We start from the raw sequence: 14,186 nt of genomic DNA, 5'->3' as shown, positions 1-14,186 counted from the left end.
GGCTCAGACCGGGGCGGCGAGGCTGCGGGTCAGCTGTTCCACCTTCGCCAGCGCCGGTGCCTCGCGCACGTCCAGCGCGGGAATACCGGCGCGACGCGCGGCCTCCATCCCCTGTGCGCTGTCCTCCAGCACCAGGCAATCGGCCGGGGCGGTGCCGAGGCGGGCGGCGGCCAGCAGGAACATCGCCGGATCGGGCTTCGCGGCCGGAACGTCGTTCAGCGTCACCACGGTATCGAACAGGGCATGCAGTCCGGCGCCATGCAGGATGGCATTGACCACTGGCGCCTCGCCGTTGGAGGCGACGGCGGAGGGCCGTGCGCCCCAGGCGCGGGCCAGTGCCGCAACCGGCGGATTGGGGGCGCATTGGCCGGTGCGGGCAAGCTTTGCCGCCGCGTCAATGCTGTCGCGCACCGCGCGGTCGATGTCGAGCGGGCTGCCACTGTCAGCCACCCAGTCCGCGATCAGTTCGCGGCGCGCAAGCCCGCCGCGGGCGTGATAGAAGGCCAGGTCCAGCGCATCGCCCTGCAAGGCAAAGGCCTCGGTGAAGGCGGCGAAATGCAGATCGCCGGTCAGCACCAGCGTGCCGTCGCAATCGAAGATCAGGGCCTTTGGCATCGGGGTCATGTCGTTCGGTTTCCTTGCAGGCAGGCGGACAGCGCCGCCGTATCGAGCGGTTTGGGCAGGCGGAACAGCCTGCCGGGAAAGCGGGCGCCCAGCGGGTCGGCATCGGGCAGGTGGCCGGAGGTGACGATGACGCGCGTGCCCTCGGCCCGGCGCAGCGCCGCCTCGGCGATGGCCCAGCCGGAGGCGGCGCCGTCGAGGTGCAAATCGGTCAGCACGAGGTCGAAGGGCGGGCTGGCTGCGATCAGGCGCTGCGCCTCGGCCGCAGTGGCGGCCTCGGTCAGATCGGCCCCGGCCAGCAGGCGGCGCGCATGGGCGGCGTCTGACGCGGCATCCTCGACCAGCAGCACGCGGCCCAGCGGGGGCAGGGCGGGTTCGGCACTGGTGGCCAGCGGCAGCAGCAGGCGCACGCTGGTGCCTTTGCCGGGTTCGGACCGGATGTCGATATCGCCGCCCGACTGGCGGATGAAGCCGCAGACCATGGCAAGGCCCAGCCCGGTGCCGGTGCCATCGGGACGGGCGGTGAAGAACGGCTCCATCGCCATGGCCAGCACCTCGGGCGTCATGCCGTGCCCGGTGTCGCTGACCTCGACCAGCGCGCGGCCCGAGGGGGCGGGGGCCAGCGTGACGGTAATCGCCCCTGCGCCGTCAATCGCCTGTGCGGCGTTGAGGCAGAGGTTCAAAAGCGCGCTTTCCATCTGGCCGGGGTCGATCCGCACCGCCAGCGGGCAGGCGGAAGGGCAGAGGGTCAGGGCGATGCGGTCGTCGAGCGCAAGCGCGATCAGATCCTCCATCCCCTCGACCAGCGCGTTCAGGTCTACCACTTCCGGGTCCAGATGCAGGCGGCGGGCAAAGGCCAGCAGGCGCTGGGTCAGCGCGGTGCCCAGATCCAGCGCGGCGGCCAGCGTCTGATGCAGGCCGCCCGCCCGCTCGGGCGGCGCGGTTTCCAGAAGGTGCAGGCTGGTCGAAATGGTCGAGAGGATATTGCCGAAATCATGCGCGACCTCGCCCGCGATCTTGCCAAGCGCCTCGGTCCGCTGCACCTGTTGCAGCCGGTCCTCCAGCGCGCGGCGGGCGGAGACATCGGTCAGCAGCATGACGGTGCCGCCGGTGGCGAGGCGGCTTTGGCGCAGATCGACTACGCGGCCATCGGCGTGATGCAGCTCGGCAAAACCTTCGGGGCCGGGGATGCGCTGCCAGCCCGCGCCCACCAGCAGCGCCGCCATGTCGGGGCGGCCGTCGAAAGCCCCGGCGGGCAGGCCCAGAACCGGGGCAAGATGGCGGTTGTGGGCCACCAGCGCGCCCGCGTCGGACAGGATGGCCAGACCGTCGGACATGCCGTCGAACAGATTTTCGAACAGGGCGTTGCGCTGTGCAAGCTGCCGGTTGGAGCGGTCAAGCCGCAGGGTATTTGCGCGGAAGGCACGGAAGGCATGGAACAGCTTGCCGATCTCGTCGCCCGCATGTTCGCCGCGCGGCAGGCGCGAGGAGCGGTCGCCCACCGCCAGCCGCATCATCGCATCCGAAATGGCACGCAGATTGGCGGTGACATAGCCGGAAACGAACAGCGCCGCCGACAGTGCGACGAGGGCGCTGCCGATGCTGACGAGCACGATGATGCTGCGTGCATAGGCGATGGCCGACAGGGTGCGCGCCCGTTCGGCGGCGATATCGGCCTGGGTACGCGCGGTCACTTCGGCAGCATGCAGGCTGACCGCCTCGGCCCCGCGGCGGATGCGGGCGAGCGCGGCCTCGGCGGCGATCTGGCGGGCGAGTTCGAGGCGGCGCAGTTCCAACAGCCCTTCGGGGCCTTCGGCGAGGGCGCGCATCTCGTCCAGATAGGGGCGGTTGGCGGGGGTGGTGGCGATGGCGCGGATCAGGCGGAAATATTCGCGATGATGTTCGCCCACGCTGACCAGATTGCTGGCCCGCCCCGCCCCCAGCAGTGCGCGGGTGATGCGTTGCAGGGTCAACCAGTCCTGCGCGAAGGGCTCGGCAGCGGCGCGGGCGACCAGCTGGCGCTCTATCCCGGCGGTGCGGGCGTTGAGACGCAGGATCTGGTCGGTGTACCCCGCGCGGGCGGAGGCGGCGGCGACCAGATCCAGCACGGCGGCATCCATGCCGCGCAGGGTGGCGGCCAGCGCCGCCTCGCCGGGCGCAAGGCTTCCGGCGATGCCCGCGATCAGGGCGCGGGCGGTCTCGGCCTCTTGCCGGATGCGGAACGGGCTTTGCAGGGTCAGGAGCCAGGGCGCCCCCGTCGCAAGGTCCGAGGCGCGGCGCGACAGCGTCAGCGCCTGATCCACGGCGGTCAGCGTTTCGTCATGCAGCCGGTCCAGCCGGGCGGTGGCCTGATGCAGCGTGACCCAGCTTGTCGCGCCCACGATCAGCGTCGCGGTCGCCAGCGCCGCCAGCGCCCCCCACATCCGGGCGCGCACGCTGGGGCGGGGCCAGGGCGTCATGGCGCAGTGACGAAAATGTAGCCCTGCCCGCGCCGGGTTTGCAGATGCGCCGGTTTCGAGGGCACGGGTTCGATCTTGCGGCGCAGGCGCAGGATCAGCACGTCGATGGTGCGGTCCATGTAAAGCGACAGGTCATTGCCCAGCTCGCGCAACAGGTCCGACCGCGGGATGATGCGGTCGGGGTGGCGCAGGAAGTAATCAAGCAGCCGGTATTCGGCATTGGTCAGCGGAATTTCGGTGCCATCCGGCCCCAGCAGTTCGCGCCGCGTCTGATCCAGCCGCAGGACGCCGAAGCTGCGCATCCGGCTCTGGCTGCGGTCGGGCGTCGCGAGGGCAGGGTGGCCGGAACGGCGCAGCACGGCGCGCAGCCGCGCCACCAGTTCGCGCGGGTTGAAGGGCTTCATCATGTAATCGTCGGCGCCGGTTTCCAGCCCGATGATCTTGTCGGTTTCATCGCCGCGCCCGGTCAGCATGACAATGGGCAGGCCCATCGTCTCGCGGATGCGGATGGCGAGGGTCTGGCCGCTTTCGCCCGCCAGCCGCAGGTCGATCAGGGCAAGGTCCACCGGCCCGGCGGCAGCGGCGGCAAAGAAGCCAGCGCTGTCGGGCACGGCGACGGGGGCAAAGCCGTTCTCGGCCAGAAGCGCCGCCAGGCTGGCGCGCAGGTCTGCATCGTCATCCACAATGACGACGACGGGCCCCCGGGGTGGTGCCGCGCTGGTCATGGTTCCTCCGTCTTGCCGCGCCCTCCCGCCCGGCCTGACCATGATGCCTTGTGGCCCGGTTCGCGGGGAGAGGGTTTCGGGTTTCATTTGTGACCCGTTCGGCGGGGTTTTGTAATATTGTTCATCAAAAACCCGGTCTGGTGCAGTGCTGTTCATTCTTCCGGGGGTCGCTTGCCCCCGGCTTTGCGTGGCAGGCTTGGGGCAATCCGGCCCATCCGCCCGAGGAAGCGGCAGGCCGGAGCAACGGGAGGATACCATGACCAACAAGCTTTTCATCAGCGCGCTGGCGCTGTCTGCCGCCATGTCCGCCACCTCGGCCATGGCCGATGAACTGAACGTCGTCTGTTCCAACGAACAGACCTGGTGCGATCTGATGGCGCAGAATTTCGAGGCCGCGACCGGCATTGATGTCGCCATGGTGCGCAAGTCGACCGGCGAGGTTCTGGCGCAGCTGCGCGCCGAAAAGGGCAATCCGAAGGTCGATGTGTGGTGGGGCGGCACGGGCGATCCCCATATCATCGCCGCCAGCGAGGGCCTGACCCATGCGACCGGCGTCGATGTTTCCGGCCTGCTGGGCTGGGCGCAGAACATGACGAAGATGACCGAGGGCCGCGCCGTCGGCGTGCATGTGGGCCTTCTGGGATTCATCTACAACACCGAGGTGCTGGCCGAAAAGAACCTGCCCGCCCCGGCCTGCTGGCGTGATCTGGCCAAGCCCGAATACAAGGGCGAGATCCAGGTGGCGAACCCCAATTCCTCGGGCACGGCCTATACGGAACTGGCGACGCTGGTGCAGCTGTTCGGCGAGGACGAGGCCTTCAAGCTGCTGGCCGAAATCGGCGCCAATGTGAACCAGTATACCAAATCCGGCTCGGCGCCGGTGAAGGCCACCGCGCGGGGCGAAACGACCATCGGCATCGGTTTCATGCATGACATGGTGAAGCTGAAGAAAGAGGGGTTCCCGGTGGAACTGGTCGCCCCCTGCGAAGGCACGGGCTACGAGCTGGGTGCGGTGTCGGTGGTCGAGGGTACGCCGCATCTGGAAGCGGCGAAGAAGTGGGTGGAATATGTCACCTCGGCCGAAGGGCAGTCGCCGGGGCTTGAGGTCGGGGTCTACAACATCCCGTCGAACCCCGGTGCAGCGACCGACCCGGAAGCGCCCGACATGGCCTCGATCAAGCTGATTGATTACGATTTCGCCACCTATGGCGCATCGGCCACCCGCGAACGCCTGCTGGCACGCTGGGAGAAGGATGTGAAGGGCGCCGGCGGCGCGATTGAAGAGTAACCCAACCGGCCCGCGCCTGACCGGCGCGGGCCCTTCCGTTCAGGGACGATCACGATGACGCGCACCGCAAGGCTGTGGAGCCTGGTGGGGTTGGCGGGCTTTGTCCTGCTGCCCTGGTATATGGTGCCGAAGGGCTTTCTGTCCTTCGGCTGGATGGCAGATCCCGCGGGGCAGGGGGCTTCGGGTCTTGTCTCGGTGCTGGAAGGGCGGTTCTGGCTGATCGGGCCGGGGCTGGCGCTTCTGGCGGCGCTGGTGCTGAGCCTTGGCGGGCGGGAGGCCACGGTCCGGGCGAAGGGCTGGGTGATCTGCGGCACCGCCGGGCTGGCGTTGCTGGCCGGGCAGGGGCTGCTGATCCTCGGCTCGGGCCCGCGATTGGCCGTTCTGGGCGATGCGGCGCAGCCCGGTATGGGGCTGGGCGCCTTTGTCACCGCGCTGGCGCTGCTGTTCGTCACCACCACCGGCATTTCGGCTGGCGGCAAGGGCAGGGGGGACGCCTTCGTCACCGGGCTGGTCGGGCTGATCGTCGCGCTTGTGGGTGTGTTCGTCTTCTATCCGATGGCTTTCATCCTGATCCGCGCCTTCGAACTGAAGGGCGGGGCGGGGTTCGGCGTTTCGGAGTTCCTGCCGCGCTTTCTGTCCTCCGACACCTGGTCGCTGGCCTGTCTGGCAGGGCGGGGTTATTGCGGCCCGGCTGTCAATTCGCTGGTGCTGGCGCTGGCGACGGGGCTTGGCACCACCTGCCTTGGCCTTGCCTTCGCGCTGATCTTCACCCGCACCGATTTCGCCGCGAAAAAGCTGCTGCGGGTGCTGACGATCCTGCCGATCATCACGCCGCCCTTCGTGATCGGCCTTGCTCTGATCCTGCTGTTCGGGCGGTCGGGCACGATCACCGAGTTTTTCGCCTGGGCCTTCGGCATGGAAAAGACCCGCTGGCTTTACGGCTTCTGGGGGGTGTGGCTGGCGCAGATGCTGTCGTTCACGCCCATTGCCTTTCTGGTGCTGATCGGCGTGGTCGAAGGCATCAGCCCCTCGATGGAGGAAGCGAGCCAGACGCTGGACGCCGACCGCTGGCAGACCTTCCGCCGCGTCTCGTTGCCGCTGATGCGGCCGGGCCTGGCCAATGCCTTTCTGCTGGGTTTCATCGAAAGCCTTGCCGATTTCGGCAACCCGCTGGTGCTGGGCGGCAATTTCAACGTGCTGTCGACCGAGATCTACTTTGCCATCGTGGGCACCGTCGCCGATCCGGCCAAGGCCGCGATCCTGTCGATGATCCTGCTGGCGATGACGCTGGGCGCCTTTCTGGTGCAGCGGCGCTGGCTGGGTCGCAAAAGCTATGCCACGGTCACGGGCAAGGCCGACAATGGCCAGCATGCCAGCCTGAATCCGGGGCTGAAATGGGCCTGCTATGCCACCGCGCTGCCCTGGGCGGCCTTCACGCTGATCCTTTATGCGCTGATCGTCTTCGGCAGTTTCGTAAAGCTCTGGGGCTATAATCACAGCTTCACGCTGGCGCACTACAAGCAGGCTTTCGCCATCTCGTTCCGCAATGGCGTGCATTTCACCGGCTCAGCCTGGGACAGCTATTTTTCCACGCTGGGGATCGCGGCGATTTCCGCACCGCTGACGGCGATGGTGGGGCTGGCGACGGCCTATCTGCTGGTGCGGCAGAAATTCGCGGGCAAGGATGCGTTCGAGTTTTCCACCATGCTCAGCTTTGCCATTCCCGGCACGGTGATCGGGGTTGCCTATGTCATGGCCTTCAACTTCCCGCCGATCGAGCTGACGGGAACGGCGATCATCCTGATCCTCGTCTTTGTCTTCCGCAACATGCCGGTGGGTGTGCGCGGCGGTATCGCGGCGATGAGCCAGCTGGACAAGTCGCTGGACGAGGCCTCGATCATGCTGGGGGCGAACAGCTTTACCACGCTGCGCCGGGTGATCCTGCCCTTGATGGGCCCCGCGATCCTGGCGGCCATCACCTATAGTTTCGTGCGGGCGATCACCTCGGTTTCCGCCGTGATCTTCCTTGTCTCCGCCCGGCACAACATGGCCACCAGCTTTATCGTCGGCCGGGTCGAGAACAACGAATACGGCATCGCCATCGCCTATTCGACGGTGCTGATCATCACGATGCTGGCTGCCATCCTTGCTTTGCAGGCCGTCATCGGCCGCCGCCGCCTGCGCCGGTCTGACCGCGTGGCGGCATGACATGAAAGGTTCCGAGATGACCAAGGGTTCCGTCCGTTTCGAGAATGTCACCAAGCGCTATGGCGAGGTGACGGCGCTGAAGCCGCTGACGCTGGATATCCAGCCCGGCACGCTCTGCACGCTGCTGGGGCCGTCGGGCTGCGGCAAGACCACGACGCTGCGGCTGATCGCCGGGCTGGAAAGCGCCAGCGAGGGGCGCATCCTGATCGGCGGGCAGGATGTGACGCATCTGTCGGCGACCTATCGGCGGGTGTCGATGGTGTTCCAGTCCTATGCGCTGTTCCCGCATATGACGGTGCTGGAAAACGTGGCCTATGGGCTGAGCGTCAAGCGGATGCCGAAAGCCGAGGCCGAAGCCCGTGCCGAGGCGGGGCTGGAGATGGTGGGGCTGAAGGGTTTCGGGGCGCGTCTGCCGTCGGAACTTTCCGGCGGGCAGCAGCAGCGGGTCGCGGTGGCCCGCGCCATCGTGCTGGAGCCGGAGGTTCTGTTGCTGGACGAGCCGCTGTCGAACCTGGACGCCAAGCTGCGCCGCCATGTCCGCGAGGAGATCCGCCAGATCCAGCAGCGGCTGGGCCTGACGGCGGTCTATGTGACCCATGATCAGGAAGAGGCGATGGCAGTTTCCGACCGGATCATCGTGATGAAGAATGCCGAGATCGCACAGGAAGGCACGCCGCACGATCTGTATGAACGTCCGGCTTCCGCCTTTATCGCGGATTTCATCGGTGATGCGAACCTGCTGGATGTCGAGGTGACGGAAAGCGGCGCGGCCACGCGGTTGCGTTTGCTGGGGCAGGATTATGCGCTGCCGCTGGCCAGCACGGCGAAAGGCGCAGCCAAGCTGGTCCTGCGTCCGCATCAGGTGCGGCTGTCAGCCGGGCCGGTGCCGGGCGGCATCCCTGCCGAAGTCAGCTATGCCGCCTATCTGGGCAATTCGATCCAGTATACGCTGGCAACCCCGGCGGGCGAGGTCTTTGCCATCCTGCCGCCTTCGGCGCATCCCTTTGCCAAGGGTGACAGCGTGGTGCTGACGTGGCAGCCCGAGGATGTGCGGCTGGTCGCGGCCTGAGCTAGAGCGGGCCGTCCAGCGCGGCAAGCTCCTGTGGGGCGTCCTCGAACGCATAGGGGTTGAGGATCGCGCGGCCTGCCAGAAGATCGGCCTCGGGCCGGGTCAGTCCTGCCGCCTCGGCCAGCGGGCGGAACCGGGCGCGGATGGTTTCGATCTGCTGGCGGGCGAGGGCAATGGCCTCGTCCTGCCGCAACCCGAACTCGCCTGCCGCTGCAAGCGCGGTGGCGATGCGGGCGCGGCGGTCATTGCCCTGCACGGCCATGGCCTGATTGGCCTCGCGCCCCAGACGGGGCCGGGGGTCGATGTCATAGGCGGGCGTCAGCCGGATTGCGTGACCATCCCAGAAACAGGCATGGTTGCGGGCGTGATCGTCGGTATTGCCGACAAGGATGTTGAACAGCATCCGTGACCAGAGCGCGCGACAATCCGCGACCGGGCTGGCCGAACGGTGGCGCAGCACCGTGGCCAGTGCCGGATAGCTGGCATAGCGGGCGGCGGTTTCGTCCAGCCCTTGCAGGGTAAGGGCCGAAACCATGGCGCGGCGCAGGAAGCCTGCGCCCTGTGCCACGCGGTCGAAGCGTTCGACCAGCAGGACATCCTTGCCCTCGACCTGCGCGCATTGGACTTCGGCCACTTCCAGCCCTGCTTCGCGGGCGAGGCACATCGCCAGAAACTCACCCCTCACCACGTTGTGCTGATCGCGCGAGGATGAGAATTTGGCGATCAGCTTGCGATGGCCGTCAGTCAGTTGCGCCTTGGGCCGCGCGCCACCGATCGACGTGCCGTGCCGCAGCGCCTCGTCCAGTTCGGGCGACAGGGGGGTGCCGCGCTCCACTGCGTCGGCGGCGTTCAGCAGATCCTGCAACCGGGCTTCGCCTTGCAGGCGGGGGCGGTAGTCGGTGGCGGAGGTCTGGAAATCCAGCGCGCCGATCCGGTCGGAGCCGGAGAGCAGCAGATAGTTCAGCTCGTCGAGTTCGGCGGTATCGACATCCTTGCCCCGGCGGCGGAACTGCCGGTTCAGCACGACCCGGCGGCCCCATTGATCGGGCGCGGCATCGCGCAGCGCACCGGCGATGACATGCGGTGCCTCGGGCAGGATCACCCGGTCCACCAAGGGCAGTTCCGGCAGCCAGACCGGGATGGCATCGGGCCTGGCCAGGTAGCTGCGGCCATAGGTGAAGCGGTTGATGCCGTCCACCAGGTCGATCCGGCCGCAGACCACAGGGTCGGTGGCGCCGGGCAGCCAGATCCAGACGAAGGCGGATTGCGCCGGGCGCAGCAGGGGGTCAGAAGTCATTGTCGGGCTTCGACTGGCTGGCCTGGAAGGCGCGTTTCGGCAGCAGGGCGTTCAGGGCGCGTCTCTGGCCCAGAAACGTGCCAAGCTGGTCGGCCGGCACGTCGAACAGCGGAATGCCAAGGATCACCGCCGCCTCGAAAGCGGTGCCGATGGCGGTGCCCGGCTCGCCCGCCTCAAGCCGCTGGATGACCCCGCGCGACACTCCGACCCGTGCGCCAAGTTCAGCGGCGGTCATGCCGCGCTGCATCCGAGCCGCGCGGATCATCGCAGCGAGAATGCCAAGCGCCTCTTGCGCCGGGGGGGATATGGTCTGGTCCTTGCGCATCGGATGATCCATGAACGGGGCTCATACGCCGGGTATGATCGTTATATGGATCATCATGCGGGATTTCAACCGCGATGATCTGTTTATAGGCCTCAAATGCGGTCTGGGGTTCATAAACGGATCATCAATGGTCCTCAGGCTGGATCAAGCTGCCAGTCGAGGCCGGTAAACCCCTCCCGGTAGGCGAAATTCACCAGATGGCTGTCAATGACATACCGCGCCTGGATCAGCGCCTTGGCGTCCTCGGCGGTGACGCGAAGGGTCAGCCCCTCGGGGTCGGCGGTCATCTCCGCCGGGCCGGAGGCCAGCGCGACGCGGCCCTGCGTGGCGTCGAAGCTGACCTCTACCTTGTGGGCGAAATGCTTGCACAGCTGTTGCAGATATTTCGAGCCATGGGCGGTGGGATAGCGGGCGGTCGAAACGAGCATGGGGGTTCCTTCAGGGGGGCGGGTCAGTGAACCAGCCGCAGGTGACGCGGGGCCGGTGCGGATGTCTCGGCCGGGGTGAAGGTCTGCGCATCCGGCCCGGCGGGGTGGCGGGCCGCAAAGGCCAGCGCGGCGCGGATCAGGCCGGGGTCCATGGTGCCTTCGGTCAGCCGCAGCACAGCGGGGCGGGCGAGATCGGTGCGGTCGCGGCGCATGGCCTGGATCATCGCCAGGAAGGCAACCTCGGAGCCGGTGGCCCAGGTCCGGCAGGTGCGGCACAGCGGATTGGCAAAATCGAACGGCCCCCGCCGGGCGCCGCGCAGCGTTTGCAGCACCGACAGCAAGCCCATGGCGACCTGCGGACCGCGCGCCTGACCCCAGCGTTCGGCCGCAATCTGGAAGGCGGCCTGCCAGCTTTGCGAGTCAGGATGGGCATAGGCGGTCAGGAAATGCCGCAGCACCGCCAGAAGGCCGGTTTCGAAATCATCGAGCCGGAGCGTATCCACCGGAACGGCATCGGCGGAGGGCAGATGGCGGGTCATCGGGTGCCCCCTGTCTGCAAGGCTGCGGCGCGGGGGATGTCGGGGAGCATACTGTATCCTTTCCACCTGATTCGATCTGGCGGCAGGCTTGATCGCGTATTTCTTATTGTTTTAGTCAGAATACTGCAAGGCCCTGCTTCTGTCACCGGAGAACGGCTGTTGAAGGCGCCTCAGAAAAACAATTTTCTTGACGCAACAAATTTTTTCTTTCGTAATGGTTGTAAGAAAAATGGCGAACAGCCAGTCAGTTTCAGGGTGAGGATGTGACCATGATGTCAGGACCGGCGGGCCGGGCCCCGCAGGCGCGACCTGTGTTCCTCTGTCCCTGCCAGATCCTGTCCCGTCCTGAATAAACGCGCCGTTCCGGATGCTGGCTTTAATTCATTCAACGTTTGCAATGGCTTGGTAAGATGACAGAGTTTGCGACCTTTTCCGATCTGCTGCTTGCCAGATTTCGGGACGATGCCGAAAAGCCTGCGTTCACCTTCCTGGATCAGGACCGGCAGGAGCTTCTGAGCTTTGGCGGTCTTGGTGATCTGGCGCGGGGGGTGGCGGGCCGCATCCAGGCGCAGGCGGCGGCGGGGGACCGCGTGCTGATCGTCTTGCCACCGGGACGCGACTATGTGGTTGCGGTGGTGGCCTGTGCGCTTGCGGGGGTGGTGGCGGTGCCCGCGCTGTCGCCCGCCTCGGTCAAGGGGTTGCCGCGTCTGGCGCGGATCGCGGAAGACGCCGGGGCGGTGCTGCTGCTGACCGGCGCCGCGCAGGGTGAAAAGCTTGTGGCGGAGCCCGCGCTGGCCGCGCTGCCGCGCCTGCTGGTCGAAGGGGAAGCGCCTGCGGACTGGGTTGCCCCCGCGCTGTCGCCCGATGATCTGTTGTTCCTGCAATATACCTCTGGCTCGACCGGCACGCCCAAGGGGGTGATGATCAGCCATCGCAACGCGCTGGCCAATCTGGGGCTGAGCCGCGAGACATTCGGGATGAGCGCGCGGGATGTCATCGTGTCCTGGCTGCCACCGCATCACGATTTCGGGCTGGTGGGTGGCATCTTCTCGGCGCTGTTCAACGGCTGCCATGCGGTGCATCTGACGCCGCTGGCCTTCCTGACCCGGCCGCGCCGCTGGCTTCAGGCAATCAGCGATTTCCGCGCGACCATCACCGGGGCGCCGAATTTCGCCTGGGATCTGTGCGTGTCGCGGATCGGGGCAGAGGATCGCGCCGGGCTGGACCTGTCGTCGCTGCGGGTGGCGATCAACGGGGCGGAGCGGGTGCGCCCCGAGACGCTGACCGCCTTCTGCACGGCCTTCGCGGATTGCGGTTTCGACCCGGCGGCGGTGACGCCGGCCTATGGGCTGGCGGAAACCACGCTTCTGGTGGCGGCGCCGCACCTGCATGTGGCGGGGCAGTTGCCGCGCATGATCGCCGGTTCGAATGCTTCGGGCGACGAGGCGGCGCTGGCGCAGGGGCAGCTTGTCGGGCATGGCGTGGCGCCGGGCACGGTGATCGTGGGGCCGGAGGGCGCGGTGCTGCCCGAGGGTCAGCCGGGCGAGATCTGGGTCAGCGGCCCTTCGGTCGCGCGCGGCTACTGGCGCAACCCGGCGGAAACGCAGGCGGCCTTCGGCCATCGTCTGCCGGGGCAGGCGGGCGCGTTCTTCAGGACCGGCGACATCGGCCTGATCGACGGGGGCGAGCTGTTCATCGCCGGGCGCAGCAAGGAAATGATGATCCTCGCCGGGCGCAACCTGTTCCCGCAGGATATCGAACCGGATGTCGAGGCGCTGAGCCCGGCGTTCCGGCGCAGCGGGGCTGCCGTCTTTACGGTGGAGGACGGGCGCGAGACCCGGCTGGTGGTGGTGCAGGAGGTGCTGGACCGCCGCGCGCTGAAAACCGAGGGGCTGGCCGAACAGTTGCGCGCCATGCTGGCCGAACGGCACGACATCGCGGATCTGGCGGCCTTCCTGCTGGTCAGAACCGGCGATCTGCCGCGCACCACCTCGGGCAAGATCCAGCGCTTCCGCTGCGCGCGGCTGTTCGCGGAACAGGGGTTCCGGCCGCTGTGGTCGTGGCAGGCCGGGGCGGCGGTGCAAAGCGATTTCGTGGCGCCGCGCAGCGCGACCGAGATCGAGCTTGCCGCGCTGTGGCGCGATCTGCTGGGCGGCGAGGGCATCTCGATCCGCGACAATTTTCTGGAACTGGCGGGCAATTCGCTGCTGGCGACGCAGATCATCTCGGCGCTGGACCAGCGGTTCGGGGTGGATGTCTCGCTGACCGCGCTGTTCGAGAATCCGACGATCGAGATGCTGGCGGTCGAGATCGACCATGCGCTTGCCCGCCGGGTGGTGGTGGCCGAGGATATTCAGCCCCGCCCGGTGTCGCCCTTGCAGGCGCGGCTGTTTTATCTGGACCAGTTCGCGCCGGGGGATCCGATCTATACGGTCAGCCGGGGGCTGCGGCTGGAGGGGACGGTTGATCCCGGCGCGCTGGAACGGGCTGCCGCTGCGCTTGCGGCACGGCACGAGGTGCTGCGTTATCGCTTCGCGCTGGAAGAGGGCCGCCCGGTGGCGCAACTTCTGCCAGCGCTCGACGGGCTGACCGACTGCCGGGTGGTGGCGGATCTGGAAGCTGCCGCCGATGCGGTGCGGGCGGCGCCATTCGATCTGCTGGCGGGCGGGTTGCTGCGGATCGCGCTGCTGACTTCGGCGGCGGATGACGAGGTGCATCGCCTGATCCTGTGCGCCCATCGTATCGTGGCCGATGACCTGTCGGCGGAGCGGATGCTGGCGGAACTGGCCGCGCTTTATTCGGCCGAGGTAGCGGGGCTGGCCCCGCGTCTGCCCGCCGCGCGGCAACATGCGGCGCTGGCCGAGGCGCAGCTTGGCTGGATGGCCTCGGACAATGGCCGCGCCGATCTGGACTGGTGGCGCGATGCCTTGCAGGATGCGCCCGCGCTGCTGGCGCTGCCGACCGACCGGCCACGGCCTGCGGTGCAGGATCACAGCGGCGCGCGGCATGGCTTCTTCCTGTCGCTGGCGGCGGCAAGCGCGGCAGAGGCCGCCGATCTGGCCGCCACCGCCTTTGCCGTGCTGCTGCATCGCTACAGCGGGCAGGGCGATCTGTGCATCGGTCTGCCGCATCGGGTGCCGACCGGCGAAGTCGGCCCGCTGACCGACATGCTGCCGCTGCGGCTGGCGGTTTCGGGCGAGATGCGGTTTGGCGATCTGCGGCACCGG

General features: G+C 67.6%; 11 protein-coding genes. 4 read left to right on the top strand and 7 right to left on the bottom strand.

Translation table 11 applies throughout. The features are described from left to right. Positions 1–3: 3 nt before the first annotated feature. From AO684_RS19355 to AO684_RS19345, 3 genes are read right to left on the bottom strand one after another with little or no spacing between them, the layout of a single operon-like run. Complete coding sequence (locus tag AO684_RS19355) at positions 4–624, bottom strand: HAD family phosphatase (RefSeq protein WP_054304377.1); 621 nt, start codon at positions 622–624, stop codon at positions 4–6. Continuing rightward, positions 621–3,080 (bottom strand): ATP-binding protein, encoded by a 2,460-nt coding sequence (locus tag AO684_RS19350; RefSeq protein ID WP_054304376.1) that lies wholly within the window; start codon positions 3,078–3,080, stop codon positions 621–623. The genes AO684_RS19355 and AO684_RS19350 overlap by 4 nt, the downstream gene beginning before the upstream one ends. Beyond that, positions 3,077–3,805 (bottom strand): response regulator, encoded by a 729-nt coding sequence (locus tag AO684_RS19345; protein ID WP_054304375.1) that lies wholly within the window; start codon positions 3,803–3,805, stop codon positions 3,077–3,079. The genes AO684_RS19350 and AO684_RS19345 overlap by 4 nt, the downstream gene beginning before the upstream one ends. Before the next feature lie 256 nt (positions 3,806–4,061). Between AO684_RS19345 and AO684_RS19340 the strand changes: the two genes are divergently transcribed. From AO684_RS19340 to AO684_RS19330, 3 genes are read left to right on the top strand one after another with little or no spacing between them, the layout of a single operon-like run. Then, the gene (locus AO684_RS19340) at positions 4,062–5,093 is read left to right on the top strand and encodes an ABC transporter substrate-binding protein (RefSeq protein ID WP_054304374.1); all 1,032 of its coding nucleotides are present in this window, start codon (positions 4,062–4,064) and stop codon (positions 5,091–5,093) included. A gap of 54 nt (positions 5,094–5,147) precedes the next feature. Further along, entirely contained in the window at positions 5,148–7,301 is a 2,154-nt protein-coding gene (locus AO684_RS19335) for an iron ABC transporter permease (RefSeq protein WP_054304373.1), read from the top strand. Between the two features lies 1 nt (position 7,302). Next, a complete protein-coding gene (locus AO684_RS19330; RefSeq protein ID WP_235451326.1) occupies positions 7,303–8,370 on the top strand; it encodes an ABC transporter ATP-binding protein in 1,068 nt (355 codons plus the stop codon). 1 nt (position 8,371) lies between these two features. On the opposite strand, the gene AO684_RS19325 is transcribed toward AO684_RS19330, so the two are convergent. From AO684_RS19325 to AO684_RS19310, 4 genes are all read right to left on the bottom strand, one after another. Next, a complete protein-coding gene (locus tag AO684_RS19325; protein WP_054304372.1) occupies positions 8,372–9,667 on the bottom strand; it encodes a type II toxin-antitoxin system HipA family toxin in 1,296 nt (431 codons plus the stop codon). Then, positions 9,657–10,004 (bottom strand): helix-turn-helix transcriptional regulator, encoded by a 348-nt coding sequence (locus tag AO684_RS19320; RefSeq protein WP_235451325.1) that lies wholly within the window; start codon positions 10,002–10,004, stop codon positions 9,657–9,659. Before AO684_RS19320 ends, AO684_RS19325 begins: the two co-directional genes overlap by 11 nt. A 122-nt stretch (positions 10,005–10,126) precedes the next feature. Beyond that, positions 10,127–10,420: a DUF2218 domain-containing protein gene (locus AO684_RS19315; protein WP_054304371.1), complete on the bottom strand. Its 294-nt coding sequence runs from the start codon at positions 10,418–10,420 to the stop codon at positions 10,127–10,129. A 23-nt stretch (positions 10,421–10,443) separates the two neighbouring features. Further along, positions 10,444–10,959, bottom strand: coding sequence for a hypothetical protein (locus AO684_RS19310; protein ID WP_054304370.1), 516 nt, complete (start codon positions 10,957–10,959; stop codon positions 10,444–10,446). Positions 10,960–11,369: 410 nt separating this feature from the next. Between AO684_RS19310 and AO684_RS19305 the strand changes: the two genes are divergently transcribed. Next, on the top strand, positions 11,370–14,186 hold a 2,817-nt coding region (locus tag AO684_RS19305), incomplete at its 3' end, for an AMP-binding protein (RefSeq protein ID WP_152968477.1).

Source organism: Gemmobacter sp. LW-1 (genome assembly GCF_001303875.1).
GTDB lineage: Bacteria > Pseudomonadota > Alphaproteobacteria > Rhodobacterales > Rhodobacteraceae > Gemmobacter > Gemmobacter caeni.
This window is presented reverse-complemented; position numbering and strand designations above follow the sequence as displayed.

Coding starts and splice junctions, on each gene's coding strand:
- AO684_RS19330 (WP_235451326.1), top strand. CDS start 7,303: ATGAAAGGTTCCGAGATGACCAAGGGTTCCGTCCGTTTCGAGAATGTC.
- AO684_RS19310 (WP_054304370.1), bottom strand. CDS start 10,959: ATGACCCGCCATCTGCCCTCCGCCGATGCCGTTCCGGTGGATACGCTC.
- AO684_RS19355 (WP_054304377.1), bottom strand. CDS start 624: ATGACCCCGATGCCAAAGGCCCTGATCTTCGATTGCGACGGCACGCTG.
- AO684_RS19345 (WP_054304375.1), bottom strand. CDS start 3,805: ATGACCAGCGCGGCACCACCCCGGGGGCCCGTCGTCGTCATTGTGGAT.
- AO684_RS19335 (WP_054304373.1), top strand. CDS start 5,148: ATGACGCGCACCGCAAGGCTGTGGAGCCTGGTGGGGTTGGCGGGCTTT.
- AO684_RS19350 (WP_054304376.1), bottom strand. CDS start 3,080: ATGACGCCCTGGCCCCGCCCCAGCGTGCGCGCCCGGATGTGGGGGGCG.
- AO684_RS19315 (WP_054304371.1), bottom strand. CDS start 10,420: ATGCTCGTTTCGACCGCCCGCTATCCCACCGCCCATGGCTCGAAATAT.
- AO684_RS19320 (WP_235451325.1), bottom strand. CDS start 10,004: ATGGATCATCCGATGCGCAAGGACCAGACCATATCCCCCCCGGCGCAA.
- AO684_RS19340 (WP_054304374.1), top strand. CDS start 4,062: ATGACCAACAAGCTTTTCATCAGCGCGCTGGCGCTGTCTGCCGCCATG.
- AO684_RS19325 (WP_054304372.1), bottom strand. CDS start 9,667: ATGACTTCTGACCCCCTGCTGCGCCCGGCGCAATCCGCCTTCGTCTGG.